The sequence below is a fragment of the Dyella nitratireducens genome, assembly GCF_014642835.1.
GTDB classification, from domain to species: domain Bacteria; phylum Pseudomonadota; class Gammaproteobacteria; order Xanthomonadales; family Rhodanobacteraceae; genus Dyella_B; species Dyella_B nitratireducens.
Genome location: NZ_BMJA01000001.1, coordinates 1,931,878 through 1,956,645, shown reverse-complemented (window position 1 = coordinate 1,956,645; position 24,768 = coordinate 1,931,878). Strand labels below are relative to the sequence as shown.

Annotated in this window: 33 protein-coding genes; 26 read left to right on the top strand and 7 right to left on the bottom strand. The window is 56.3% G+C overall.

All coding sequences use genetic code 11. The features are described 5' to 3' along the window. Positions 1-78: 78 nt before the first annotated feature. The 15 genes from IEX75_RS09040 to IEX75_RS08965 all read left to right on the top strand — a co-directional run bounded on the left by IEX75_RS09040 (position 79) and on the right by IEX75_RS08965 (position 10,192). On the top strand, positions 79-456 hold the full coding sequence (locus IEX75_RS09040) for a hypothetical protein (protein WP_188793882.1): 378 nt from the start codon (positions 79-81) through the stop codon (positions 454-456). 521 nt (positions 457-977) lie between these two features. Beyond that, a complete protein-coding gene (locus tag IEX75_RS09030) occupies positions 978-1,424 on the top strand; it encodes an HIT family protein (RefSeq protein ID WP_188793880.1) in 447 nt (148 codons plus the stop codon). Positions 1,425-2,179: 755 nt separating this feature from the next. Beyond that, positions 2,180-2,458 carry a hypothetical protein gene (locus IEX75_RS09025; protein WP_188793879.1) on the top strand — a complete coding sequence of 93 codons (279 nt, stop codon included), beginning with the start codon at positions 2,180-2,182 and terminating at the stop codon, positions 2,456-2,458. A 55-nt stretch (positions 2,459-2,513) separates the two neighbouring features. Beyond that, positions 2,514-2,717, top strand: a complete 204-nt coding sequence (locus tag IEX75_RS09020) for a hypothetical protein (RefSeq protein ID WP_188793878.1) — start codon at positions 2,514-2,516, stop codon at positions 2,715-2,717. 98 nt (positions 2,718-2,815) lie between these two features. Beyond that, positions 2,816-3,127 (top strand): DUF4288 domain-containing protein, encoded by a 312-nt coding sequence (locus IEX75_RS09015; protein ID WP_188793877.1) that lies wholly within the window; start codon positions 2,816-2,818, stop codon positions 3,125-3,127. A 51-nt stretch (positions 3,128-3,178) separates the two neighbouring features. After that, positions 3,179-3,592: a DUF2251 domain-containing protein gene (locus tag IEX75_RS09010; protein WP_188793876.1), complete on the top strand. Its 414-nt coding sequence runs from the start codon at positions 3,179-3,181 to the stop codon at positions 3,590-3,592. 83 nt (positions 3,593-3,675) lie between these two features. Then, positions 3,676-3,951 carry a hypothetical protein gene (locus IEX75_RS09005; protein WP_188793875.1) on the top strand — a complete coding sequence of 92 codons (276 nt, stop codon included), beginning with the start codon at positions 3,676-3,678 and terminating at the stop codon, positions 3,949-3,951. A 168-nt stretch (positions 3,952-4,119) separates the two neighbouring features. Beyond that, positions 4,120-4,539: a hypothetical protein gene (locus IEX75_RS09000; RefSeq protein WP_188793874.1), complete on the top strand. Its 420-nt coding sequence runs from the start codon at positions 4,120-4,122 to the stop codon at positions 4,537-4,539. A 120-nt stretch (positions 4,540-4,659) separates the two neighbouring features. Continuing rightward, positions 4,660-5,235, top strand: a complete 576-nt coding sequence (locus tag IEX75_RS08995; RefSeq protein WP_188793873.1) for a hypothetical protein — start codon at positions 4,660-4,662, stop codon at positions 5,233-5,235. A gap of 114 nt (positions 5,236-5,349) precedes the next feature. After that, positions 5,350-5,652, top strand: coding sequence for a hypothetical protein (locus tag IEX75_RS08990; RefSeq protein ID WP_188793872.1), 303 nt, complete (start codon positions 5,350-5,352; stop codon positions 5,650-5,652). Between the two features lie 108 nt (positions 5,653-5,760). Next, positions 5,761-6,087, top strand: a complete 327-nt coding sequence (locus IEX75_RS08985) for a nucleoside triphosphate pyrophosphohydrolase family protein (protein ID WP_188793871.1) — start codon at positions 5,761-5,763, stop codon at positions 6,085-6,087. 321 nt (positions 6,088-6,408) lie between these two features. After that, on the top strand, positions 6,409-6,879 hold the full coding sequence (locus tag IEX75_RS08980) for an RNA polymerase sigma factor (protein WP_188793870.1): 471 nt from the start codon (positions 6,409-6,411) through the stop codon (positions 6,877-6,879). Between the two features lie 3 nt (positions 6,880-6,882). Next, entirely contained in the window at positions 6,883-7,518 is a 636-nt protein-coding gene (locus IEX75_RS08975) for a hypothetical protein (protein WP_188793869.1), read from the top strand. Then, positions 7,508-9,160, top strand: coding sequence for a serine hydrolase (locus tag IEX75_RS08970; protein ID WP_188793868.1), 1,653 nt, complete (start codon positions 7,508-7,510; stop codon positions 9,158-9,160). The genes IEX75_RS08975 and IEX75_RS08970 overlap by 11 nt, the downstream gene beginning before the upstream one ends. Before the next feature lie 351 nt (positions 9,161-9,511). Then, positions 9,512-10,192: a hypothetical protein gene (locus tag IEX75_RS08965; protein ID WP_188793867.1), complete on the top strand. Its 681-nt coding sequence runs from the start codon at positions 9,512-9,514 to the stop codon at positions 10,190-10,192. 87 nt (positions 10,193-10,279) lie between these two features. Here the strand turns inward: IEX75_RS08965 and IEX75_RS08960 are convergent, their stop codons facing one another. Next, on the bottom strand, positions 10,280-10,771 hold the full coding sequence (locus tag IEX75_RS08960; protein ID WP_188793866.1) for a DoxX family protein: 492 nt from the start codon (positions 10,769-10,771) through the stop codon (positions 10,280-10,282). Positions 10,772-10,856: 85 nt separating this feature from the next. After that, complete coding sequence (locus IEX75_RS08955; RefSeq protein ID WP_188793865.1) at positions 10,857-11,822, bottom strand: GlxA family transcriptional regulator; 966 nt, start codon at positions 11,820-11,822, stop codon at positions 10,857-10,859. A gap of 109 nt (positions 11,823-11,931) precedes the next feature. On the opposite strand from IEX75_RS08955, the gene IEX75_RS08950 reads away from it, so the two are divergent. The 4 genes from IEX75_RS08950 to IEX75_RS08935 all read left to right on the top strand — a co-directional run bounded on the left by IEX75_RS08950 (position 11,932) and on the right by IEX75_RS08935 (position 13,718). After that, positions 11,932-12,222, top strand: coding sequence for a hypothetical protein (locus IEX75_RS08950; RefSeq protein ID WP_188793864.1), 291 nt, complete (start codon positions 11,932-11,934; stop codon positions 12,220-12,222). Between the two features lie 29 nt (positions 12,223-12,251). Next, positions 12,252-12,659 carry an MAPEG family protein gene (locus tag IEX75_RS08945; RefSeq protein ID WP_188793863.1) on the top strand — a complete coding sequence of 136 codons (408 nt, stop codon included), beginning with the start codon at positions 12,252-12,254 and terminating at the stop codon, positions 12,657-12,659. Positions 12,660-12,917: 258 nt separating this feature from the next. Then, entirely contained in the window at positions 12,918-13,211 is a 294-nt protein-coding gene (locus IEX75_RS08940) for a GIY-YIG nuclease family protein (RefSeq protein ID WP_188793862.1), read from the top strand. Between the two features lie 333 nt (positions 13,212-13,544). Continuing rightward, a complete protein-coding gene (locus IEX75_RS08935) occupies positions 13,545-13,718 on the top strand; it encodes a hypothetical protein (RefSeq protein WP_188793861.1) in 174 nt (57 codons plus the stop codon). Here the strand turns inward: IEX75_RS08935 and IEX75_RS08930 are convergent, their stop codons facing one another. After that, complete coding sequence (locus IEX75_RS08930; RefSeq protein WP_229720706.1) at positions 13,719-15,128, bottom strand: phospholipase D family protein; 1,410 nt, start codon at positions 15,126-15,128, stop codon at positions 13,719-13,721. 535 nt (positions 15,129-15,663) lie between these two features. Between IEX75_RS08930 and IEX75_RS08925 the strand changes: the two genes are divergently transcribed. From IEX75_RS08925 to IEX75_RS08900, 6 genes are all read left to right on the top strand, one after another. Continuing rightward, the gene (locus tag IEX75_RS08925) at positions 15,664-17,211 is read left to right on the top strand and encodes a glycoside hydrolase family 30 protein (protein WP_188793859.1); all 1,548 of its coding nucleotides are present in this window, start codon (positions 15,664-15,666) and stop codon (positions 17,209-17,211) included. A 218-nt stretch (positions 17,212-17,429) separates the two neighbouring features. Beyond that, entirely contained in the window at positions 17,430-17,804 is a 375-nt protein-coding gene (locus tag IEX75_RS08920; protein ID WP_188793858.1) for a BlaI/MecI/CopY family transcriptional regulator, read from the top strand. After that, on the top strand, positions 17,804-19,366 hold the full coding sequence (locus IEX75_RS08915; protein WP_188794393.1) for a M56 family metallopeptidase: 1,563 nt from the start codon (positions 17,804-17,806) through the stop codon (positions 19,364-19,366). The genes IEX75_RS08920 and IEX75_RS08915 overlap by 1 nt, the downstream gene beginning before the upstream one ends. Positions 19,367-19,401: 35 nt before the next feature. Further along, positions 19,402-19,776, top strand: coding sequence for a hypothetical protein (locus IEX75_RS08910; protein ID WP_188793857.1), 375 nt, complete (start codon positions 19,402-19,404; stop codon positions 19,774-19,776). A 192-nt stretch (positions 19,777-19,968) separates the two neighbouring features. Then, the gene (locus IEX75_RS08905; protein WP_188793856.1) at positions 19,969-20,325 is read left to right on the top strand and encodes a YciI family protein; all 357 of its coding nucleotides are present in this window, start codon (positions 19,969-19,971) and stop codon (positions 20,323-20,325) included. Between the two features lie 79 nt (positions 20,326-20,404). After that, positions 20,405-21,160 (top strand): hypothetical protein, encoded by a 756-nt coding sequence (locus IEX75_RS08900; protein WP_229720705.1) that lies wholly within the window; start codon positions 20,405-20,407, stop codon positions 21,158-21,160. A gap of 60 nt (positions 21,161-21,220) precedes the next feature. On the opposite strand, the gene IEX75_RS08895 is transcribed toward IEX75_RS08900, so the two are convergent. Continuing rightward, on the bottom strand, positions 21,221-21,595 hold the full coding sequence (locus IEX75_RS08895; RefSeq protein WP_188793855.1) for an ammonium transporter: 375 nt from the start codon (positions 21,593-21,595) through the stop codon (positions 21,221-21,223). Then, positions 21,592-21,888, bottom strand: a complete 297-nt coding sequence (locus tag IEX75_RS08890) for an autorepressor SdpR family transcription factor (RefSeq protein ID WP_188793854.1) — start codon at positions 21,886-21,888, stop codon at positions 21,592-21,594. The genes IEX75_RS08895 and IEX75_RS08890 overlap by 4 nt, the downstream gene beginning before the upstream one ends. A 426-nt stretch (positions 21,889-22,314) precedes the next feature. Here IEX75_RS08890 and IEX75_RS08885 point away from each other — a divergent pair, with 426 nt between their 5' ends. Next, entirely contained in the window at positions 22,315-22,785 is a 471-nt protein-coding gene (locus tag IEX75_RS08885) for a GNAT family N-acetyltransferase (RefSeq protein ID WP_188793853.1), read from the top strand. A gap of 74 nt (positions 22,786-22,859) precedes the next feature. On the opposite strand, the gene IEX75_RS08880 is transcribed toward IEX75_RS08885, so the two are convergent. Beyond that, positions 22,860-23,621, bottom strand: a complete 762-nt coding sequence (locus IEX75_RS08880; RefSeq protein WP_188793852.1) for an ABC transporter permease — start codon at positions 23,619-23,621, stop codon at positions 22,860-22,862. After that, a complete protein-coding gene (locus IEX75_RS08875; protein WP_188793851.1) occupies positions 23,618-24,565 on the bottom strand; it encodes an ABC transporter ATP-binding protein in 948 nt (315 codons plus the stop codon). The genes IEX75_RS08880 and IEX75_RS08875 overlap by 4 nt, the downstream gene beginning before the upstream one ends. Positions 24,566-24,768: the final 203 nt, after the last annotated feature.

Genomic DNA, 24,768 nt, shown 5'->3' with positions numbered 1-24,768 from the left:
TAAATCGCTTGCAAGCCAGAGGTGCGTTTTTCAACCCGTAAAAGGCTCTATTTCGAAATCGTTAACTACGTTCTACCAATGATGAAGATCAACTGCGAACGTCATGAAGATTTGGAGCTGAAAGCGCTCTATGACAAAGGAATGGACGTTAGTTGGGTCGGTGAAACGATTACCTTTGTCGACGGTACGCGAACGTTTGTTTTCCGGCTCGATGACTCGATGCCTGCCGAAGCAATGCTCTGGCGCATCATTGTAGAAGGCAGGCCACGGGCAGTGAAGCTTGGCAAGGCGTTTGCCGACAACGAAATAGAGCTGCTTCGGAGCGATCCTCTCCTCATTGAGGCTGTAGAGTATCTTAGGGATAAGCGGCAAGTGCGGCAAATTGCAGTTTATGACGGGCCTATGGGCTTCTACGCGAGGGTACCCGTAATCGACATCATCTCGGCACCACGATAACTCTCGCTGGTGCTGTTAAGTTTGTAGGGGCGTATGGCAAGCCCGCTTCCGACTCGAAGCGGATGCAGCTCGAAGCTCACGAATCAAAGGGATTTTCATGGACAGGCCACCACTGAACGAGGAGGAGAGAGAAGCTCGGCAACAGTTGGCTTATCTGTTGCGATTAGTGCTGAGTGGCTATTGCTCGTACCTAGAGGCGGCGCCGCAGGTCGTCTACCTACGCAGCCGGGTTGGAGGCGTTGCCGATTTCGACGATGACTTCAGGGCATTTGTCGGGATCAATTCTGAAACTGACCACTTACCCACCTGGGCTACGAGGCATCTTTGGGCGGAACATGCAATCAAAGCCCTTGAACCCGAGATTGCGAGGCTGGAAGCTAGAGCGGCTGACCTTGCAAGAGGCTCGTGCGAAGCTCTACTGATTCGTTTTGCCGAAACAAATGCCTAGACGGAGGTCCGCTTCCGACCCGAAGCGAACATGGCCAGGATGATGTAACGGGGTTTTCAAGGGGGATAGGCCTATGAAGAATGCTCCACCCGGGTACGAGTGTCCGTTCTGCGGTATTGCGGAGACGCTTCCATCGCCTGCTCCAGAATCAGCCATTGTCTTGGTAGATGCCAACGTGTTCGCCTTGGTTCCGACTCACCACTACGCTGAAATAAAGGGCAATTGCCTGGTGATACCTCGGCGCCACTATGAGAACGTGCTGGATATCCCGGACAACCTTGGCAGCGACTTCTTTCGCGCCACACGTCGCCTAGCGCACGCTATGCGGAATGCCTTTGGGTGTGAGGGAATCTCCACTCGCCAACACAACGGTCCAGCCGGTAATCAAGATGTGTGGCACTACCATCTTCATGTATTTCCTCGCTACTCAAATGACGGATTGCACGCGGGGCAGAAAGTGCCCTACACCACCGGAGAGCGAATTGAGTTGGCAGCGAGTCTCCGGGCTGCTTTGCGGTAGCATGCTTTTTTTGTGGACGATCTGCGCACGCTCTCTGCCTGTCGACATGTCTGCTCTGGGTCGAACTGTCTGAAAGCGGACGCACATCGACCCCAATGTCCGCCCCCGATCCGAAACAGACATCCGAACTCAAAGTATCCACGAATGCGAGCGACGTTATGCACGTAGCTGAGGCAGATCGACAGCAGGAGTTTGAGTGATTGCATTTAAGTAATCGCATCCTATGCTTTGTGAAAACACTCAACGCTCCCGAAACATTGCGCTATCTCTTTAAAGAGCCGACATCATTCTATACACAGGGATCTCCGCTAAATCCGGGTCATTGGGAAGAGTTGCAGCCCAGGGTGATACTGCCTATGTGAGAACACTCCGGAGCAATCTATGGAGCGGACATCGCATCCGATAGCCCCGAATTTGTTAGTTTCTATCGAGATTTACCACGGGATGTTGAAGTTCACGGGCCAAGCGTCTACCACGCGCTGATGCACATGTTTTACCTGCATGTTTGGGAGTATGGCGGTGGTGCGAGTGAAGCGGAACAGGCCTTTGGTTTCGCGCAAGAACTGGGGTTTCCAGCGCTTGATAGATTGAGAGCGTTGTTCGGAAGGGGAATTTGATAGTCGAACGTGAAGATGGCAGAAAATTGGCCTCCGATCCAAATACAGGAAGGCTCTTTTAGGTGGTATGGGAATGTTTGTCATGTCCGCTTCCGATCTAAGGCGGACGGTTCGTTAAAGCCAGCCCTGAGGTGTTCGATGAGTGTCCATGATGTCATTAAAGATGCCTCGATCATTGTGGCAATCCTGAATCTCGTCGTGTCTGTAGCTGTTGCGAGCAGCTCGGCTTTAAGCGGCCGCCAAAAGATCCTGCAAATTCTGGTCATTTGGGCCATCCCGATTGTGGGTGGCGTGCTTTTGGGTTTATTTATGCTGACTCAGCGCGGAAATGTGCCACGCACGGGCTATCCATCAGAGAGAAGTGAAGACGTTAGCCAGATCTGGTCTGGTCTCCATCCGCCGGACCAGAAGCATTAGTTTTCAAGATGGATCATAGGTCCGAAACCCGAAGCGGCCCTCACATGAGGAAGAAATGGACGTCCCGAAGACTAAGCAAGAGATTGATGCATGGTTGTTTCGCGACGGGCTGACTGTTGACGACTACTTCATGGATGGTCAGGTCATTGGCTATAAGCTGGTTAATGGGCGCGAATATGACCTTCTAATCGATCATGAAGGTCTTGCAGCCGCCTGTCGCGCGAGGCTGATTGAGCTGGGGGTTAGACAGCAGCCGTAGCCTAGTGGGATGTGCGGTACCGACCGCTTCCGATCCAGAGCAGGCACTTCTAAGTACGCGGTGCGATGATTGGCTAAAACACATTTCGAGATAAGCACATGGCTTGGTATGGCATCCGCACCATCTACCAATGGGGCGAAAAAAGTGATGGAACTTCGATCTTCGAAGAGAGAATCGTTGTCTTCGAGGCTACTTCTTCGGATGAAGCCCATGCGAAAGCGAGTACCGAAGCAAAAGCCTATTCAGGAGGCACTGCTTGGATCGCATATCCTGAGCAAGTCGGTTATGAGCAGGACGGGAAACCTCTTGTAGACGCATACGAGGTGTGGTCAGAGCTTTTCGAGGGTAGTTGTTCGCTTGATGAGTTCTACGCACAACGGTACTCCCGTTTCCTGTATCACCCTGAGTAGCGTCCGCTTCCGATCCGAGGCGGACAATTTGGCCAAGGACTTAGAGGTCATATGACAATAGAAGTGGTTGCAGCAAACGAGGTGATGGTTGGTACTCCCGTTATCGTTGAAGGAAGTTCGCCAAAAGGTCGTTTTGCAGCTGTTTTCGAAGATGACGGCCAAACCGGCTACTTCTATGCACTGGACATGTCTGCCGCTGGCAACCCTATTCAGGACGTCTTGCACGTCTACAACGTTTCCCAAATCAAGGACGGTGCGCTCGCTTCTACCGTAAAGATCGGTTGGTCAGAAGACGGCCGCAAGGTCGTTCTTCTAATAAATGACTTTCCGCATGCCTTATTCGATTTCGAGAAGCGACAGGGATATTGCCGGAGTGCGTTCCTGCCAGTCAGTCCATCCAAGAATTGGTCAAAGCATGAGCATGGTTGGAGCGACTTGGCGATGGATGCGTTCTTCGGTGACTAGTTAATAAGTATCCACCTTCGACCCATGATGAACCTTTGTCAATATCGGGCTTGAGGGCGGCGGCCGGGTTTACGGGAGACTTTATGGACAGCAGCAACAACGAAAGAGGCGCGCGAGCTGTCGCTTGCAGCGTTTTGAAGCTACCAAATGGGAAGCTAAGGGTTGTGCTTGATGACGTTGCGAATCAAGCACCTGATAATCCTGGGCTATGGCAGCATGACGTCTTTGTGACCTTCAAGGATTATGAACCATCCGAGCTCTCCGCCCTCGAGCTGTCCGAGGATGAATTCGCTGCCTTCGGTCACTACGTTCTGGCCCGCTTGCTTGCGATCAGCGGACTATTGTCGTTGAACCCTTAGTAATGTCGGCTTCCGAGCAGAGTGAGCTTTCCAGTACCGCACTCTGAACCATGAGTCGATTGTCGTGATGTCTAAATGGGGGGCATCTATGGATAGGTGTAATGGTGTTGTCAAAGACGAGGTTTCGTCGATAAGGTGTCACGCCGGCGGTTTGCGCGGAGCATGGTCATGAACGGTGGCAAGCCCGAAAAGCCAATTGAAGTGCGCCAGGGCATCACTGCGCTTTGGATCGCCGTTGGCATCAACGAAGTCGATGCCTTGGTAAATACGTTGATCTTTCGCATACAGACAGGGCTGACATGGGTTGTGATCGAGGTAACGATATCGATCCTTCTATCGTGGTTTTTCTTGCATCGCATTGCGCGCGGTAGAAGCTGGGCGCGCGCTACTTATCTCACTATCAAAACGCTCAGCATAGGCGTTATGTTCAATATTTCAGAAACGTGGTGGCAGACGTCGCCGCTATTTGTCGTGATCGATTGGGTCGCACTTTTCATTACTTTCTACGGTGCTTATTTGCTTTTCACTTACCCAAGTGACCGTTGGTTTGAAGCGATGAGTGCGAGGGTGCCTTTGGCCGAAAATTAGATGACGGAGTGGGCTTGCCTTGTTATTGATGAATTGAATATGTCCGCTTACGACCTAAAGCGGAGATGCCAAAAGCACCGGCAAGCAATCCAATTTAAGCGAGATTCTTGGAGGGAAGGAATGCTTAAACGCAACGTCGCGGTCTTTACCTTCACAATATTGCCATGCCTGTCATCACTGGCTGGCGCACCTGTTCATACGGCTCATCAAGAAGACACAGCGGTGTTACAGGTCGCCCTAATTTCGCTGTGCCAAGCGAAGAATGGTTACGTCGTACTGTCGTCTACAACTGCTGCTCCCCGACCGGCTGACGACATGGGGGATGCTGATGAATCCGGTGCTTTTTCCGATCTCGAACGCAGAAACGGCTCCGCTGCGTTGCTTCCAGAAGTTCTTGAGTGCCAGAGGGCTAGACTGATTCGTGAGCAGGAAATCCAACGGTTCTTCGATCAGCAGTCAAATTTAGCAAACAAAGTATCGCTGGACGATGCTTGGAAGAAATTCTACAAATCATTTCCTGGGGCTACCGGTTGGACATCGGTGAGCCTTCCGGGATATTCACCGGATGGCGAAATCGCAATTGTCTACATGGCCCATTACTGCGGTTCCCTATGCGGAGGAGGTTCTTACGTGTACCTGCGCCGCGTCAAGGGTAAATGGAAGGTGCTGGTTGACTTTCCAGATTGGGTTTCGTAAATCGGTCCGCTTTCGACCCAAGGTGGACCTTGCCAGACAATTCTTTGCCTGCAATGAGAGCGTGCAGCAATGAGATCGCTATCCGTTCAAGTTCTGACAGAACGATCGCCCGGCATGGACTTAGCTGGCCTGAGCGCGGCGTTTCGTCAGTTGGCGATGCGCGCTGATCTCGTGGACGGACACTCATTTGATAGTGGGTACGACAATGGGGCCTATTACAACTTCACGTTTGGAACAAACAACGCCCGTGAACTGTGGCTAGTCATGTGGGAATCGATATTTGAAGACCCGAAATTCCGTTCGCACTTAGCTCTTTCGGCTATGGCGGTGTGTTCTAGCAATCATGGGTGGGACGATTACGTCCAACTTTGCCATTGGGATGCTTCGGTATCTGTCGCTTCTTTAGAGGATTTATGAAAGCCGGCGATCCTGAGCTGTCCAGGTGGTTTGGCGATAAAGTCCGCTTTCAACTCAGGGCGGAGCCGTAGTCGCCGCGCCGTATAACCAGTGTTAGGTGCAATCAACATGAAATTCGGTGATCTTGAAAAGTCAGCACTACAGCTAAACGAGCTCTACGAACAGCTTGAGATCAAGAGGTGGGGGCGCATCTGGACCACAGCAGAACTTGCGCTTGGTTTCGTAGGGGACGTAGGCGATCTGGCAAAACTGGTCCAGGCAAACGCAGGTATCCGAGATATCGATGACTGCAAAGCTAAGCTTGGTCACGAATTGTCGGACTGTTTGTGGTCGATCATTGTTATTGCAAATAAGTGCAGCATTGATTTGGAAGCGGAGTTTGTAAGAAACACCAGAGAACTGGCCGAATATGTATCTGGCGAGCTGGGCAAATAACAGAGGGTTCCACAGCAACAAATTCGGCGCTGCTTTGCCTCACCAAACTCGTGCGTGAGCGCAAGCGTTAGGTACCATGCAAAGAACGACTGCGGGCTTTGGTGCGTCTGCTTTCGACCCGAAGAAGACATAAATTGAGCGCAAATAGAAGGCGTGGCACAAATTCGCCAGATCCTTGGCCGTCTCACTCACGTTATCTCCCTGAATCCCACATGAGTTTGCACGGAGGAATATGCCAAAGGGCGGACCATAACCCCAGCGCTTGTAAAAAAGACCGTCCGATTGCGACTCACCTGATAGCAAGCCCACGGATTCTGGACCATGCCCACGAGCGACGTACGCTTCCAGCGCCTGCTGGACGACAATCAAGGACGTCTTGAACGGCTGGCCCGCCAATATGCCGATCCGGCCGACTGGCAGGACTTGCTGCAAGACATCCACGTACAGCTGTGGCTGAGCCTGGACAGTTTCGATGGCCGTGCCCAGTTATCCACCTGGGTATACCGGGTGGCTTTGAACACCGCCATCAGCCATCGCCGCAAGCGACGCATGCCGCCGGGCGGCGAGGTGCCCGACAACCTCGGGGATAGCGGTGCAACGCATGATTCGTTGGATGTGCTGCGCGAATTTCTCGCATCGCTGGGCAGCATCGATCGCGCACTGTTGCTGATGGACCTGGAAGACATGACGCGCGAACAGATCGCCGACGTGCTGGGTCTCAGCAGCGGCGCGGTCGCCGTGCGCATGACCCGCCTGAAACAGCAATTCAGCCAGCGCTACCTGGAGCCCTGACCCATGAGCTGGAAAGATCTTCAAGATCAGTGGCAGCGTACGGCGGTGACGCCGCTACCCGCCTCCGCAGTCCAGGACACGCTTCGACGCGCACAACGATTGCGGCGACGAATCTTGTGGCGCGATGGTACGGAAACCGTCGTTGCGCTTGCGCTGGTGCCGACGGTGTTCGGCTGGCTACACGACGCCATGCATGCGCACATATGGTTGACCGAAGCGTCCGCCGCGCTCCTGCTTGTGTGGCTGTTCTATGTGCCATGGCGATTGTGGCGTGCGCGGCGCTTGCTGCCTCGCAACGATCCTGGCTTGCCTCCGCAGCGATATCTGGAACGCGAGAAGCAAGCCATGTTGGCGCAGGCGCGCATGCTCGAGCAGGTGGTGTGGTGGTACATCGCACCCTGCATGCTGGGCATCGCTGGTGTGACCGTAGGCAACCACGGTTTGACGCGTGGCGTGGTCATCTATCTCGCTGTCGTGCTGGTGCTTTGCGTCCTTATCGAACGCCTGAACAAGCGCGCGGCCAAGCATAACTTCCGCCGCCGCGTGGCTGAAATCGACGCAACGTGCTCTGAACTCGCCACCTTGGAAGCCGCCCAAGAGGCCGCTCATTCTTCAAAGGGAAACCATCATGAACCGTAAGTTGATCGCGATTGCTTTGCTTGCTGTAGCCGGTTCCACCAGCGCAGCATCTCCAGCGCTTCCTCCACGCGTTGACGCAGCCGCGCAGCAGCGCGTCAATGACGGTGAATATCCAGCCCTGGTGATTGGCGTGGTCGATGGCGACCACAGCCAAATCTACACGTACGGCAAGCTTACCGACGGCAAGGCACCGACGGCCGATACGGTCTTTGAGATCGGCTCGATCACGAAGACATTTACCGCAACCCTGCTCGCCGAAGCCGTGACAAAAAACGAGCTGCGTCTGGATCAACCGGTGGCAAGTTTGTTGCCGGATTTCAAGATACCTTCGCGCAACGGAAAGCCGATCACGCTAGGCGAATTGGGAATGCAGGATTCCGGGCTTCCACGCCTGCCCACGAATTTCCATCCGGCCCACATGGACGATCCCTATGCCGACTACAGCCTCGATCTGCTTAAAGCCTTTCTCGCGACGTATTCGCTACCGCGCGACCCAGGAGAGAACTACGAATACTCCAATCTTGGCGCGGCGCTGCTTGGCTACGCATTGGGTCGCCACGCAGGGAGCAGTTACGACAAGCTCGTGCAAGCATGGATATTCATGCCTCTTGGCATGGACAGTACCGCCACCACGATCGATGCCGCCATGCGAAGCCGCCTTGCGCAAGGACACGACGCAACGGGTAAACCCGTCGGCAACTGGAATGTGAATCTGTTCGTGGGTGCAGGCGGCATTCGCAGTACGGGCAACGACATGTTGCGCTATTTGAAGGCGAATATGGGATTGACGCCATCGCCCTTGTACACCGCGATGCAATTGGCACAAACCCCGCGAACCTCCGGTCCCGGCCCGGAAAACAGGATCGGTTTGATCTGGATGACCCAGCATGGACCGGATGGCGACGTCATCTGGCACAACGGCATGACGGGAGGCTACGCAAGCTTCATCGGATTCACGGCCGACCGCCGGCACGGCGTCGTCATACTTACCAATACGGCAACGGATGTTGATGACTTGGGTTTCGCAACCCTGCGCGCCGCTTGGCCACTTGCACCCGCGCACAAGAATGTCTCGTTATCGACACAGGTACTTGATGAGTATCAAGGCACGTATCGACTTTCCCCCGCCATGCTGCTTAACGTATTTCGCGCAGACAATCAGCTGGTGGCGCAAGCGACAGGACAAGGTGCCTTCCCGTTGTATGCAAGCGGCAAGGACGAATTCTTTGCCAGCGTCAGCGACATCCGCATCAGCTTCAAACACGACGCGCAAGGCAAGGTGGACACCCTGGTACTGCATCAGCATGGCGATCACGTCGCGCCGAAACTCAGTACCGCCGAGGCCGATGCCCTTCGCGGCAACAAGGAAGTGGCCATCGATCCGGCAACGCTTGGCAACTACGCAGGACGATACCAATTGGCGCCCAACGCCATTTTTGTTGTCACCGTGCAGAACGGCCAGCTGATGGTGAAGCTCGGCGGGCAGCCCAGCTTTCCGGTCTACGCCAGCGCACGCGATAGATTTTTCTATCGGGTAGTCGATGCAAAAATCGATTTCGAGCGCGATGAGCACGGCCGTGTTGATGCGCTGGTCCTGCATCAAAATGGCGCGGACAAGCGCGCTCCGAAGCTGGGTGACTAGAGGTGGTCACATAACGCTGGAATCGATCGAGAATGATCTTTGGCTTAGTGTCCGAGGTTCCCCAGGCCGGCGATGGGTATGTCGTCTTCCTGCCAATTCATGGCGTTTTCCTGCATGGCGACCTAAGCAGTCCAGCTGGTTGTTTATATATTGTTATCGTGGCGACAGCGAAGGAGCGTGGGCTGGGGTTGCTCATCCATGTAAATGGTGGGGTAACGCGACGGAGCCTAGACTTGCAGCACACGGCAGCAGATGCACGTGTCTGCCAAGCCGCCAGCATGCCGGCCGCTGAGCACCCCGCTTCAGCGTTTCCTGCCTCTAAGTTCTCGGGTGCACCGGGGGAGGTTGCCAATGATCGCCACAAACTTGCCTGGAATATCGTGTGCAATCGATTGGCCTGGGACGATGTCTGTCGTAAGAGACCTGGTTATTGCGGCGGGAATAGTGCTTGCCATTTACGCAGGTGCACGCGTGTTTTCGAAGTGGCGCGCGATTGAGTGGGCCAGGACTGATCTGGACGTGGGACGCCGCCTCCTGATTGCGACTTTCAACACCAGGGATGGGTTCAACGATGCGCGTCGATGGGAAGTTTTGGAAAGCGAGTTCCCTGCCGGTTATGCATCGGGTACGGCGACCGTTGCAGAAAGTCGAAATGCTCATCTGCACATGTTTGAGAAACGGTTTGAGCCGGTGCGTAAATCCGCAGTGCAATTGCGGTCGATACGAAGTGAGGCGGAAGCGCTATGGGGTCAAGAAATTGCCGATCTGACCGAGGCCTTGTTAGGTTGCGTGCATGAACTGGAAACAGCCATGGGCATGTACGTGCGCCTGCTCGGGACACCCGCCCCGTATGGCCACGCGCAGCCAGAGGCACAGTATGAGCGTGTGGTTTTTGATCTTCCCGCCAACGGGCAATCCGGCAACGGCGGAGAGCCCAATCCATTGAGGGAAAAGGTCGCTGCAGCCGTTGTCCGGATTGAAAACTATGTTCGTGAAAAGCAAAAAAGGTTTGTCCCGCGGAAGTTTCGTTGACTGGTCGCGCTCCGTCCGGCTTTCGCCGGAATGACGAAGGTGGCCGAGCGCATTTTCATTTCGAGGCCATTCAAGCCAAACACACCGCTACGCTTGCCTTCGCCGCGCACTGAGCCACCCATCCAGCGACAGTGGACCGGCTCCGCCAAAGCACAACGCCAGCAACGCTGCCAAATACAGCATGTCGGTTTCGTAACCGGGTTGCCCGAAGTGGGCACCCGACGCATCGAAAGACATCAATTTGATGGAACTGAATCCATAGGGTAGATGGACGGTGAAGGTTGCGACCAATAGAACGGCGATCATCGGCAGCGAGGCAATGGGCACCAACGCTCCCAGCAGGATCATCAAGCCGCCAAGCACTTCGATGATGATGGTTGCCCATCCAAATAGATCAGCAAGCGGCATCCCCATGGCATGCAGGATGCCGATGAAAGCCTCTGGCCCGCGTGCAAGCTTCGCGTAGCCATGCTCCATGAATCCATAGCCTACGATGAGACGCAAAGGTAATGCGTACCATGCGTGCGGAACGGGAAGCGGTGAAATGCCGAACTTGCTTACGAAATCGGTTATGCGCATGGTGCTTACGTCGCTGCAGTGAAAGCCTCGTTCACTAAGTACATTCGCGCGACAGTTGTTTCGGTTACCAAAGACATGCGGACCGTCAGCGCAAATCGGCGCGAAGTTCGCGCACGCCCCGGCCCAGGCGCTGGCGCAGCAGTGTTCGCAATGTTGCACCGTCGGCGTAACCGACTTCGGTGGCAATGGCTTCGAGATCGAGGCCGCTACCTTGGACCAGCGATCGCGCGCGTTCCACGCGCAAGTCTTGAAAGTAATCGAGCGGCGACTTGCCGAGCACGGCCTGGCAGCGACGCTGCAAGGTGCGTGCGCTGGTTGCCAGTGCGTTGGCGGCTTCCTGCAGCGAAAAACCTTGCTTGAGGTGCTCACGCGCCCATCGTTCGAAACGCAAAATAAGCGGGTCCGCCTGCGCCAGATGATTGGGGATGATGTAAGGCGCCTGCGAAGAACGGATATCGGCAAGCAGGTAGCGCGAGACCATCGATGCGAGCTCAGGGCTGCCTTTGCGTATCAACCAAAGCGCAAGATCGAGATGGCCCATGGCGGCGCCTGCGGTCACCATTCGGCCGGATGGCACGAGCATGCGCGATTCGTCCAGCGAGACGTTTGGATAGCGCTGCCGGAACAGTGGCGCAAGCCACCAGGTGGTTGTCGCTTCCTGATGATCGAGAAGTCCGGTTTCCGCCAGCAGAAACGATCCGATGCAGGATGCCGCAATGTGCGCGCCTTGCGCATGCCATGCCAGCAAGTGCGCTCTGGCGTCGGCGACGTCCTTTCGCGCCAGGGCCGGAATCAGCAGATCGGGTGTCGAGGCATTCAACGCCGGAACGAGCACCCAATCCGGCCTCAAGTTCGGCGTTATGGCTTGCACGGGTATGGGTAGCCCATGGCCGGACCGCACCTTCTTGCGCACGCCGACGATCGACACGTTGAAAGGCGGCGTCTGGCCCATGAGCTGGGCCGCAAACCGGTTTGCGATCCCGAACGCATCGAGCACCACGGTTAACCCCGTGTCGAACAATCCATCCAGAGCGAGCAGTGCAATGCGCATGGCGTAAATGACCCTAAAGTTGTCATTTACGACGATACCGCGTTGGCGGGCCGGCGACTAGATTGTTCCTCGTTGCACAGCGCAACACCCATCCAGCGAGGAATCAATCATGAAAGTCATGGCTATCGCCGTTCCGCAAGTTGCCCTTACTCCCGACGTACTCAAGCCGTACATGTCGGACGAAGTGCCACACACGCTCCAGCTTTATCTCGATGGCAAGGTCGAGCAGTTCTGGTTTGTCGAGAAGTCGGGTCCGATCTTTCTCATGAACGTCGAGTCGATCGACCAGGCCAAGGCGACGATAAATACATTGCCGCTGGTGACTGCCGGCCTGATGGCGTACGACCTGAAGCCGGTCGGTCCGCTGATCCCACTGGGCCGATTGATTCCGCAAGCGTAATCGTCGCCAGCGACAAGAGGCCCCGACGCATGAAACTCACTCCGGAACTCTATTTCCTGGCACTCGTCGCCACTGCGACGGTCTTGATGTGGATCCCTTATATAACGGCGAGAATGTTCACGCGCGGGGCCTGGCAGACCTTGGCCAATCCTGCCGATCCAATGTATCCACCCGACCCGGCCTGGGCCGAACGGGCACAGCGGGCCCACGCCAATGCGGTGGAAAACCTTGCTGTGTTCGCACCACTGGTGATCATCCTGGCCATGCTCGACGCGAGCACTCCGGCGACCATCCTGGCGTCCAAGATCTATTTGGGTACGCGGCTTGTCCACTACCTCGTCTACGCCGCCGGCATCCCTGTTGTTCGAACGCTGTCCTTCTTGGTTGGCGTCGGGTCGACCCTGGTGATTGCTGCTGCTGTGCTCAGTCACGCATAACAGGCTGGGTTGAGGCTGTTCAAGGAATGTAGGCAGCAATGCCCGTGACCCTTATTCGCCATTCTGCGTTTCGCCCACTACTGTCCGGGGAAGATTTTGCCGAACTCAGAAAACTGTCCTTCTATAGGCAGTTTTTGCAAAGGAATGCGGCGAGAACCTTGTTCTCACCATAGTCTTCAATCTTGCCTTATCGTCATTCCGGCGAAGGCCGAGGCGCTTTACAACAGCGAAGCTGGTCAATCCATGTAGAGTCTGGCCGTGGACCGGCGATTACCTTGCACCTACATACTCGCCAGTCGCCGAAGAGGCACGCTGTACGTTGGCGTTACCGGCAACCTGATCCGACGCATATGGCAGCACAAAAACGACGTCACAGACGGCTTTACAAACCGATATAGCGTGCATCGGCTGGTCTGGTTTGAACTTCATGAAACAATGGAGTCCGGCATTCTTCGAGAAAAAATGATCAAGGGCTGGAAACAAGACTGGAAAGTCCGGCTGATCGAAGAGGAGAATCCTCATTGGATCGACTGGTACCCCGCACTGATATAGATGGATTGACCAGCTTCGCTGTTGTAAAGCGCCTCGGCCTTCGCCGGAATGACGGTGAGGTACTACGAAACTTCCCCGGACAGCAGTGGGCTTTCGCCGGAATGACGAATCGCTTCGAAAACGCATTGATGTGACTGTGGATCGACGTATCGACCTCCACTCAAATGCTTGCAGAAGCCAGTTCGATGTTTTTGACGCAACATTGTTTATGCACCCGGCCAGGAGGTTCATTCCGCGGGTACCGCTGCACTCGATGGAACGCCATCTGCCGTCAAGAACAGTCCCGAAGCGGATACCGCGTCGTTCAAGCTGCCTGCTCCCAACGTCCTGATCATGGCGCTGCAGAAAAATGGCGTACTCGTTTCGACGCGAATCTATGCCGTCATGCCGGATGGCCGTAGCATCATCGAGACGGCGGTCTATTCCGGAAAAGATGGCTTGCTGGTCATGCGGACGAACTATTTCATGCGTGCTCGCCAGGTCGACCGGGCACTGTCCGCGCGGTAGCTAAAGCAAACCATCGATGGGAAGCTGGCGCAGCAGCGTCACTTCCGTGCGTCGCTTGGTGGTTGCGCCGGGTTCGCTCTGAAAAGTGACCGGCTTGCCATGGTCCTCGGCCCGCCAGACGAGCTGGTGGGTGGTCGGGTCGATCATGACTTGGTACGCATTGGAAGGTTGCGTCGCGGTGTGGAAGAAGTCGCTGATGGCCTGGGCCAATCTAGGCGAATCCACGATGACGCCCATTTCGGTATTGAGCAGCTTGGAGCGCTGATCCATGTTGAGAGAGCCTATGAAGACCTCACGGTCGTCCACGACAATGGTCTTGGCGTGAAGGCTGATCCCCGACGATTTGCCAGCGGATGTGGTTGGCTGGCTCTGGCCCGACGTTGGTTTGAGTTCGTAGAGTTGCACGCCGCCTTCGACCAGCGCCTTGCGATAGTGCACGTAGCCGGCATGGGCCGCTGTTTCGTCTGTCGACGCAAGTGAGTTCGTCAGTATCTTGATGGATACGCCACCCTGAGCTCGCGATACCAGGTGCTTGGTGCCGGCATCGCCAGGGATGAAGTAAGGCGTCGTCGCAAGTATCTCGTGCTGGGCGCCGTCCAGCATGGTCTTGAGCCGTGGGCCGATGCGCAATGCCGGCACGTCGCCGTCGGTCTCGATTTTCTCCGGCTGATCGGCCACGAATTCGGCATTGCCCCAAAACCATGCCCCGCGCTTGTCGGCGGTCGGTCCGTCGGGCAGCTCGTCCAGCGCAGCCTGCGCATAGTCGGATTGCGCGAATTTCCGCACGTCTTTCTGGAGGATCAACCGTGCGGCAGCGAGGCGTTGGCCGGATTCATCCGTTTTTTTGAGCTGGTCGAGTGGATAAGCGGCATCGCAGTTCCAGTAGGCATCGAACGCATCGGAAGCCTGTTGTACGACGGGACCGATGGCCACCACGTCGAGGTCGCGGAAGTGCGTGTCGCTGCCCGCATCGAAGTAAGGATCGCCAATGTTGCGTCCGCCGATGATGGCCACGTTGTTGTCGACGATGAACGCTTTGTTATGCATGCGCCGATTGAGGCGTCGCCACTCCATCATGAACTGGACGGCACGGGACAGCAGGGTGGGGTTGCGCGTGCGGAAGGGATTGAACAGTCGAATTTCGATGTTCGGATGCGAGTTCAGTGCCTCGAACAGATGATCCTTGTCATCGAAATTGTCATCGTCGATAAGCATCCGGACACGCACGCCGCGGTCGGCAGCGGCAAGGAGATGCTGCATCATCAGATGCCCGGTCATGTCGTTGGCGAAGATGTAGTACTGCACATCGATCGAGTGCGCGGCATGATCGGCCAGTGCCACGCGACTGAGTAGTGCGTTCGTGCTCAGTGTCAGCAATCGAAAGCCGGATTGGTGCGGGTGCTTGTTCACCTCCGCATGGGTGTACCGCGCCGATGCCGTATCGGCAGCGGCCGGTAGGTGGTGCGTCTGTGCTTTCTGCGTACTGGGCGGGAGCGTGGAGCACGCCTGAAGGAAAACACAAAGGATTGTGATGGCAAACGCGACGACCCAGCGATCTGTTCGCATGCTTACACCCTCAGGTGGACCCGTCAGTCCGCGACCCGCAGACCTTTCCCGCTTCGGTTGCACCGCTGATTTAGCATAGCCAGGCTCTATCCCTGCTGACTGTCGATGCGCGTCGGGCCCCGTTGCATCCAGCGACGCCACGCCCGTCGTACACCGTTCAGATGGGGCGGCGTGCTAGCGGCAACGGACATGCCGGTATCGCTCACCCGAAACATTCGAGAGAATGAGTGCGGAGATTAGTGAAACCGTCCGCGGAAACAGGGCTGGCCCATAGCGTGTTTCCCATGTAGAAAAAGCACGTCGCCCCTTTTTCCGAGGAAGCCAGGAAGCTGCATGATCCAAGTGAACCGCCACGTGAGCCACGGGTGACTTGCGTCCCATGAATGAGCGCAGGTCGGATTCCCCTCGCACAGCCATCGTCTTCATCGCTTTACTCATCCTGCTCGCGCTGGCCGCTCTTTATGCGCCGCGCTTCACGTATCCCGCGGCCAAACCTAAAGCGGCCCCTTCGACACGGTCGACCTTGCCCACCGTCCAGCTGTGGCTGAGCACGGCAAATCGTCGATTGACGTTGCAGCAGCAGCCCGACATTGCCATGAGTGCTCGCGGTTCGTCGCCGGCCGACGTGGTCATCGACCTGCAGAAGCGATTTCAAACCATGGTCGGTTTTGGCGCGGCCATGACGGATTCTTCGGCGTGGCTGCTGAAGAACAAGCTTAACTTTTTGCAGCGCAGGGCCTTGCTGCATGAGCTGTACGGGCCGCCGCCCAATCTCGGTTTGAACATGATGCGCCTGACCATTGGCGCTTCGGACTTCTCGTTGAAGCCGTATACCCTGGATGATGTTCCCTTCGGCCAGGTCGATCCGCAGCTACAGCATTTCAACGTCACGCCCACGGTGCACGATGTGATACCGATGGTGCGCGAGGTTCTGTCCATCGATCCGGGGCTGCACATCGTCGCATCGCCATGGAGCGCACCAGCGTGGATGAAAACCAGCGAAAACCTTATTGGCGGGGAGTTGCTGCCGCAGTATGAAAGTGCGTATGCGGACTATCTCGTCAAGTATCTCGACGCGTATCTCGGTTATGGCATCCCGATCTTCGCCGTGACCTTGCAGAACGAGCCAGGCTTCGTACCCGTTACCTATCCCGGCATGGAAGTACCGGAGGACACGCGGGCGCGCATCATCGCGCAGTATCTCGGCCCGAAGCTGGCAAGCCGCACGCAAAAAACACAGATTCTCGAATGGGATCACAACTGGAACCAGCCCGAGCAACCCCTGGCCTTGTTGGCAAACCCGGATGCCGCGCGCTATGTCGATGGCGTTGCCTGGCATTGCTATGAAGGCAGCCAGTATGCGCAAGGTCGCGTCCATCGCGCGTACCCGCAAAAAGACACCTACATCACCGAGTGTTCCGGGGGCGATTGGGCATCCGCCGCAAACGGTGAGCTGCTCTGGTTTACGCGCGAGCTGTTGGTGACCGGAACCAGGCAGTGGGCGCGTGGTGTCATCTATTGGAACCTGGTGCTCGACGAGCAACACGGTCCGCATTTCGGCGGTTGTGCGGCGTGCAAGGGTGTGGTCACGATCGACTCGCACACGGGCGCGGTGACTCGCAACGACGAATACTACGCGTTTGCACACTTCAGTCGATTCGTCTTGCCCGGCGCCGTCCGGGTCGAATCCACGAAGACCGACGACAAGGGCCTCGCCAATGTGGCATTCCAGAATGCATCCGATGGATCGATCGTGCTGGTGATGGTGAACAGCAACGTGGAAGCGCGCTCCGTCTCCATCGCGCAGGATCAGACGCGTTTTGACTACACGATGCCACCGGAAAGCGTAGCGACTTTCGTGTGGAACCCGGGCGAGGCAAACGCGTGGGTGCAACGCGTTCTCGGGTGGTTTAGGCGCGCCCGGTGAGGTGAGGGGAAAAACGTTCATCATGGCCAAGTCTTTAAAAGCATCCACTTTCGACCCGAAGCGGGCGCTTGATGACCAGCTGGCCAGTCGATGCTCCTAAGGTTTCTTGCCGCTCATTCCTGAACCGCCGCACATGTACTATAGATATAGTTGACAATCCCGTTGGGCTGGTTAGTATCTACTACGTCTTTAGTAGATTGCCATGCGGGAATCATGTCATGAATATCTCTCTCACCGACCGTGAGGCGGACGTCATGCAGGTGCTGTGGGAACATGGCCCCTCCTTGGTGACGGATGTTCGCGAGCGCTTGAGCGACAAGCTTGCCTATACCACGGTGCTTACCGTGCTGCGTACGCTGGAAGCCAAGGGGTACGTCAGTCACGATGAGGAAGGGCGTGGGCACCGCTACTTCGCCAGCGTCAAACAGCAGGCCGCGCGCAAGAATGCACTACAGCACCTGACGAACAAGCTGTTCAAAGGTTCGACGGAATTGCTGTTCTCGCATTTGGTTTCTGATCAGAAGCTGAGTTCGGAGCAGATCAGCCGCATGCGTAAGTTGCTGTCCGAACGATCCGACAAGGAGAAGCCGTGATGCTTGCCTGGATGATCTATGCCGTTCTCGTCGCGATTCCGCTTAGCATGGCAGCCCTGATAGCCGAACAGGCGGCCAAGTATCGTCGGACACCTACCCGCTGGGCTTGGATGACTGCCATCGTGGCGTCGTTACTTCTGCCAATCGTTATTGCAACGGTCTCCATACAACTGCCTGGGTTCCTCCGGCCAGCGGCATCTACTGCACCATTTGCCCTACGCGACACGACATCAATCCCGTTGGCGTCGACGGTTATCGATTGGGGTGGCGCAAAGTCGTACACGTCGTCTACACAAATCAATGCGATATTGCGCGATCTCTGGCTAGCCAGTTCGATCACCCTCGTGCTCTTTCTGGGTTTGAGCACCGCTTTGTTTTATAGGCGTAAACGCAACTGGAACCGAGGGTATTTGTGCGGTGTGCCGGTGCTTGTTTCCGACAGCGTGGGGCCTGCCGTCGTTGGATTGATTCGTTCGCGCATCGTCGTGCCTGCCTGGTTGCTGCAGGAGTCGCAGGGACAGCAGCAATACGTCATCGCCCATGAGCAGTCGCACTTGAAGGCGCGTGATCCGTTGCTTGTTGCCATCGCGCTGATGCTCCTGGTGGCCATGCCATGGAGCCCTTTGCTCTGGTGGCAGTTCCATCGTCTTCGATGCGCCATCGAAGTGGATTGCGACGCCCGCGTTCTGCGCGGCGGTGGAGATGTCGGGGAGTATTGCGAAACATTGATTCAGGTAGGGCAAAACCAGTCCGGTTACGTCGGTGCGGTAACGGCGATGTCGGAATCCAGGTCGTTTCTTGAGCGGAGGATCAAGATCATGTTGTCGAAGCCTCAAAAATGGGCACGTGCGTCGGCGTTGGCCCTGATCAGCGTTTCTGTTGGCATGGCGGCATTTGCGGCTCAAGTAACACCACCTGCCGTCCATGCGCCAAGCACGAAAAGCGCCGTTACGATAAGCCCGAGCCTTCTTGAAGAATACGAAGGCTTCTATCAAGTCAGTGATCTTTCCTTGATCACGGTGACGCGCAAAGGGAACGGGCTGACCGTTTTGCCCATGGGCCAGGCTGCGGTACAGGGACCCATTGATGTTTCCCCCATCAGTAATACGGAGTTCCTGGTGCCGGGTCTCGGCGCCACGATCGAGTTCGTCAGCGGCGCGGAAAATCACGCCATGACCTTGATCGTGCATCTCAATGGGAGGGCGGTTATCACAGCTTCTCGTGTAAATCAGGTCACCGCGGATCAAATTCGTGAAGCACTGGCAGCCAGGATCAAGGATCAGAAGCCCTTTCCCGGTAGTGACAAGGCCATCCGCTTGATGTTGAGTGATTCAGACAGCGGCGTGGGAATGAGCCCGGAGCTTGCGCAGATTCGTGCCGACCAACAGGCCTCGATGAAGAAATATCTCGCCACCCTCGGACCGGTTCAATCCTATAAGTTTGCCGGCGTCACGGACTTCGGCTGGGATAGCTATAACGTTCAACACAAGAATGGTTCGGAGCAAATCCTTCTCTTGCTCAACAAGAATGGTGTGATCGTAAACGCGCTGCGTCACCAATAAGGCGATTCGACCAGCACCCATACGGAAAGCGTCGCATGCAACGTATGGCGGCGCTTTCCTCTTCAAGTTCAGGGAATTCAATCCCCATTATGGATGCCACGGAATTTGTATCGCTGTGGAAGGCGGAGAAGCAGATCATTCTCGAACTTCTCGATCGCGAAGATTCCCACGTCACACGGTGTATCGCAGACATGGCGCTGACGGAACGTCAGCGGCGGAAGTTGCGTCACGTTATCGAACTCGTGCTGAGCGACACTCTTTATACGCTTCTGCTGGGACTGGATGGTGCCGCGCCCATTGGAAATGTACAGGCGTGTTACACGATCTATGATTCTGACCATCGACTCATCTCCCGTGATGGGTGCCTGGCATACCAAGCGCACGCCCATTTTCGCGCCGAGTCCCAATAAGCTGGATGCAAAAGAGCGAGAGAGAAAGCCGCTTCCTGGCGCATGTTGGCTATCGCCACGTGAGTCAATCCACTCTCCATGCGAACAGAGCCCAAATTTTTTTGGGCAACGTGTCGAAATTCGGCCTCGTCGTTCGTTGCTACTGTGAAGGTCGGCAACCAGCCCGGCTGAAGACCCTTCCAGGAGACGACCATGCCGCAATATCTGATCTCTACCTACCTCCCTGAGAACTTTGACCCGTCCCTCGTCACCGAGGCGACTGTCGAAGCCATCCACGCGCTCAACCGGGAAATGGTCGCTGCCGGTGTCAGGAAGTTTGCTTGCGGCTTGAGTCCGAAGGCCGTGACAGTGCGCTCGCAGCCCGATGGCGAGGTAGTCGTTACCGATGGGCCGTACCTGGAGGCGAAAGAGTACGTGGGTGGTCTTTCGATACTGGAAACCGGGAATCTGGACGAGGTGATGGCCTGGGTGCGCAAGGGCGCGAAGGCGCTGCCTGGCGTGGTCGAGGTGCGAGAGATTTTCTTTGTGCCCGCCCCCGCGGAAGACTGAGCGGTGCAGCAGCAGCTGTGCAGAGGATCAGGTGCACGGCACGTTTCTGCGTGACATAACCGATGGTGAGGAAGAGATCATGCGCAAGAACACGATGGGCGCGATCGTCATCACAAGCTTCGTACTACTGGTTGGACTCGGCACGGTGCACCAGGTGATGGCACAGGATGCCACGCCGAACTATCCGAAGATGGCGCCGATCGACCAATACCTCATGGCAGATCGGGGAGCGGAGATCGCCCTGGCGCGCAGTGCAGCGCCGGCATCCATATCCCGTGATGCGACAGTCCTGGTGCTGGAGCGCCAGGGCTACGAGACAGCGGTCGAAGGCAAGAACGGATTTGTCTGCGTGGTGGCTAGAAGCTGGATGGGACCGTTCGACTGGCCCGAATTCTGGAACCCGAAAATAAGGGCTGCCGACTGTCTGAACCCCCAGGCTGCGCGTTCGATCGTGCCGATCTTTTATCTACGCGCGAAGATGGCGATGGCTGGTCGCTCCAAGGCGGAGATGCTGTCGGCACTCAAAGCCGCGTACGCAAGCAAGCAATTGCCGGATCTCGAAAGCGGCGCCATGGATTACATGATGTCGAAGTCGTCGTATCTGACCGACGAAGGGGGCCACAACATGCCTCATCTCATGTTCGACACTCTGGTCAAAGACGCCAACGATTGGGGTTCTGGCGCGGAGGGCTCGCCGGTTATGTCCAGCCCCTATTGGTTCTTCTCTCCGAAGGAACCCACCCAAGTGAAAGGGTTGCCGCCGATTCTTGTGTTCCTGGTCCCGGCGCCTAATTGGTCTGACGGAACGCCTGCGGACATGATGCATGGTCACTGATACAGGCGCGGTTTGGCGGTGGGAGCCGCCAAGCCACGTTAGCGGCCGGCAGCACCGGAATTAGTGAGCTTTCAATTTGGGCGGCAGCGACAGGCAATAGCCGAGCGTCACCACGATCCCTAACAAGACCGCGCTGACTCCGCCCCATGTCGCTACCGGAATCGGGGCGAACGCCCACAGTCCGGCGTAGACGAGGCCGCTCAGCACCATGGACCAAGCGGAGACCCGCTGGGCCTGGCGCCCTTGGGCGCTACGGACGAAAGTTTTGGGCAGCCGGTTGCCATACCAGGCCAGCCAGAGCCCGATAACGCCGACGGCCACTCGCAAGACCGTGTCGCGTTCGATGTAGCCCAGCTTGTTCGCCACGCTCATGCCGAGCGCCAGGACGAGCATGACGAAGGCCCAGGCGAGTGCCCCGATCAGTTCCTTTTTCATCGTTCAGTCTCCTCGTTGGGCTTCGGTGTCTCCGTGCCCAGGTCGAATGAATGGATGAAGCCCAGCAGCGCCTCTTCGAGCACTGAGAGTTTCAGGTGGTAGATGACGGACTTGCCGTCTTTCTCGGCGTGCACCAGGTCGGCCTCCTTCAGCACCGCGAAGTGCGCCGACATCGTCGGCTTGGAGACGTCGAACGGGTCGCTGAGCTCGCCAGCGCTTAGCGGCCCTTTACGCAGGAGCTGCAGCACCTGCCGCCGGGTGGGATCGGAAAGGGCTCTGAATACTTTGTTCATGATGTGATAATTAGCTAATCATCTAAATATGTCAAGAGGTGATCGTTGCGCTGCAAGTCCGTAGCAAAGAAAACAGCCACGTTGGTGTGGCCGTTTGGAAGTGTTCGCCTTTACATTTCGAAGCGAGTCGTCATTCCGGCCTTCGCCCACTGCTGTCCGGGGAAAGTTTTGCTTGTTCTAGCGACATGGCTAAAAGGGTCGTCGTCCCGGCGAAAGCCGGGACCCAGCGACTTGCAGATCGTCAAAGACACTGGGCCCCGGCGTTCGCCGGGGCGACGAATCGCTAGCGTTAAATTGGCTGGCAAACATAGAGGCTTCGGTTGAGTGGCAGATGCATGTCTGGAGCGCTGTGAATTTTCCCCGGACAGCAATGGGCCTTCGCCGGAATGACGAGCCGCCCCGAGTGACCCCCTGGAACGCTTCCCCATGATCGTGTCCACCCTAAGACAACACACCGAACACGTGCCTCAATTGGCGAAAATCTATTTCGATACGTGGGGCTATATAAATCCAGAAGAGACGCTTGCCGAGATCACGGCGCATCTGGCGGAGATCTACGCATCACCAACGAACGCCATGCCCGAAACATTTATTGCAATGGAGTCGGGCTTGCTGCTTGGTGCCGCAACCTTGCAGGAAAAAACGCGTCTTTTCCCGGATATCGAGCGGACACCCTGGCTGGCCGGTGTCTACGTCGAGCCCGAGCACCGCTCCCGCGGCATCGCTTCACTGCTTATTCGGGAGGTTGAAAACGCTGCGTCCGTCGCAGGCTACGAAACACTGCACCTTTGCACGCATGAGCATGAGGCGTATTACCAAAAGCTTGGCTACGAGACCATTGAAGCCAGGAATTTCCACAAGCAAAAGACGTTCATCATGGCCAAGTCACTGAAGTAGACAAAGTCTGCCTGCCGACAAAACGTAGGCTCTGCGTATAGCCAAGTCATGACCGGTGATGCGCAAGCAACCGTCTATGAGCGCAGCTTGTAGCCAGTACGGAAGATCCACGCGATAACCACGGCGCATAGCAGAAGAAACGCCATCGTCATGCTCGCACTCAATGTGACGTTGACGTCGGATTGGCCATAGAAGCTCCATCGAAATCCGCTAATGAGATACACCACGGGATTGAACAGCGCGAGCTTCTGCCAGAACGGTGGCAGCATGTCGATCGAATAAAAGGCTCCGCCGAGAAACGTCAGCGGCGTGACGATCATCAACGGTATCACCTGGAGTTTCTGGAAGTCGTCGGCCCACAGCCCGATGATGAAACCGAACGAGCAAAAGGTGACGGCAGTCAGCAGCAAAAAGGCTAGCATCCATACCGGGTGCAAAATGCTGTAAGGCACGAAGAAGCGTGCGGTAAGAAGAATAAGCAAACCCAGCATGACCGATTTGGTAGACGCAGCCCCGACATAGCCCAGTACCGCCTCAAGCGGTGAAACCGGCGCGGAAAGCAGCTCGTAGATGGTGCCGGACCATTTGGGCAGGTAAATGCCGAACGAGGCGTTGGAGATGCTCTCGTTGAGAAGCGACAGCATGATCAGCCCGGGAATGATAAAGGCGCCATAACTCGTGCCACCGATATGACCCATGCGCGAACCAATCGCCGTGCCGAACACGATGAAGTACAGCGACGTCGACAGCACCGGCGAAACAATGCTCTGTGTCAGCGTGCGGAACGTACGGGCCATCTCGAAGCGATAAATGGCGTGGATCGCAGGAATGTTCATGGCGTACCCCGTACCAGACTGACGAAGATGTCTTCGAGTGAACTTTCCAAGGTATGTAGATCTTTGAAGCCAAGCCCTAGATCGTCCAGCTTGCGCAACAACACCGTAATGCCCGTATCGTCGCTTTGGGCATCAAACGTGTAAGTCAGTGTCGTGCCATCGTCGGCAAGCTCCAGCGCATACCCGTTAAGCGCTTCAGGGAGCGCCTGCATGGGCGTTTGGAGATTGATGACCAGCTGCTTCTTCCCAAGCTTGCGCATCAGCGCCCGCTTCTCTTCCACCAGGATCAATTCGCCACGCGTGATGACGCCGACGCGATCGGCCATTTCTTCCGCCTCGTCGATATAGTGCGTGGTCAGAATCACGGTAACGCCGGTTTCACGCAGTCCACGCACCATGCGCCACATATCGTGTCGAAGCTCAACGTCCACGCCTGCCGTGGGCTCATCCAGAAACAGAATGCTTGGCTCGTGGGCCAGTGCCTTGGCAATCAATACGCGGCGTTTCATGCCGCCCGAAAGGGTCATGATCTTCGCGTCTTTCTTGTCCCAGAGCGACAGATCGCGCAGCACCTTTTCGATATGCTTGTCATTTCGAGGCCGCCCATACAAGCCTCGACTGAACCTGACCGCTGCCCATACCGTTTCGAACGCATCGGTCGACAGCTCTTGCGGCACAAGGCCGATCTTCGCGCGCGTGATCCGGTAATCGCGCAACACGTCGTAGCCATCTGCCGTTATGGTGCCGCCGCTAGGTTTGACGATGCCGCAAATGATGCTGATCAGCGTGGTCTTGCCCGCGCCGTTCGGGCCAAGCAGCGCAAAGATCTCGCCGTGCCGGATATCGAGGTCGATCGACTTCAGTGCCTGGAAGCCTCCCTTGTAGGTCTTGCTCACAGCACGAACGGAAACGGCGTGCGATATCGAAGTGGCCTGATCGTTCATGGCATACCGAGGTCTGGATTCGATGTATTTCAGTTTACGCTAGCGACGACATGGGGAAATACGGGTTTTCCCAAGGTTTTTTCGCCTGCCATGCCAGCGAGATCCGCCGTTCACATCAATGCAAATTCGAAGCGAATCGTCATTCCGGCCTTCGCCGGAATGACGACTCGGTGATTTAGGGAGCCTCTGATTTATTCAATCAG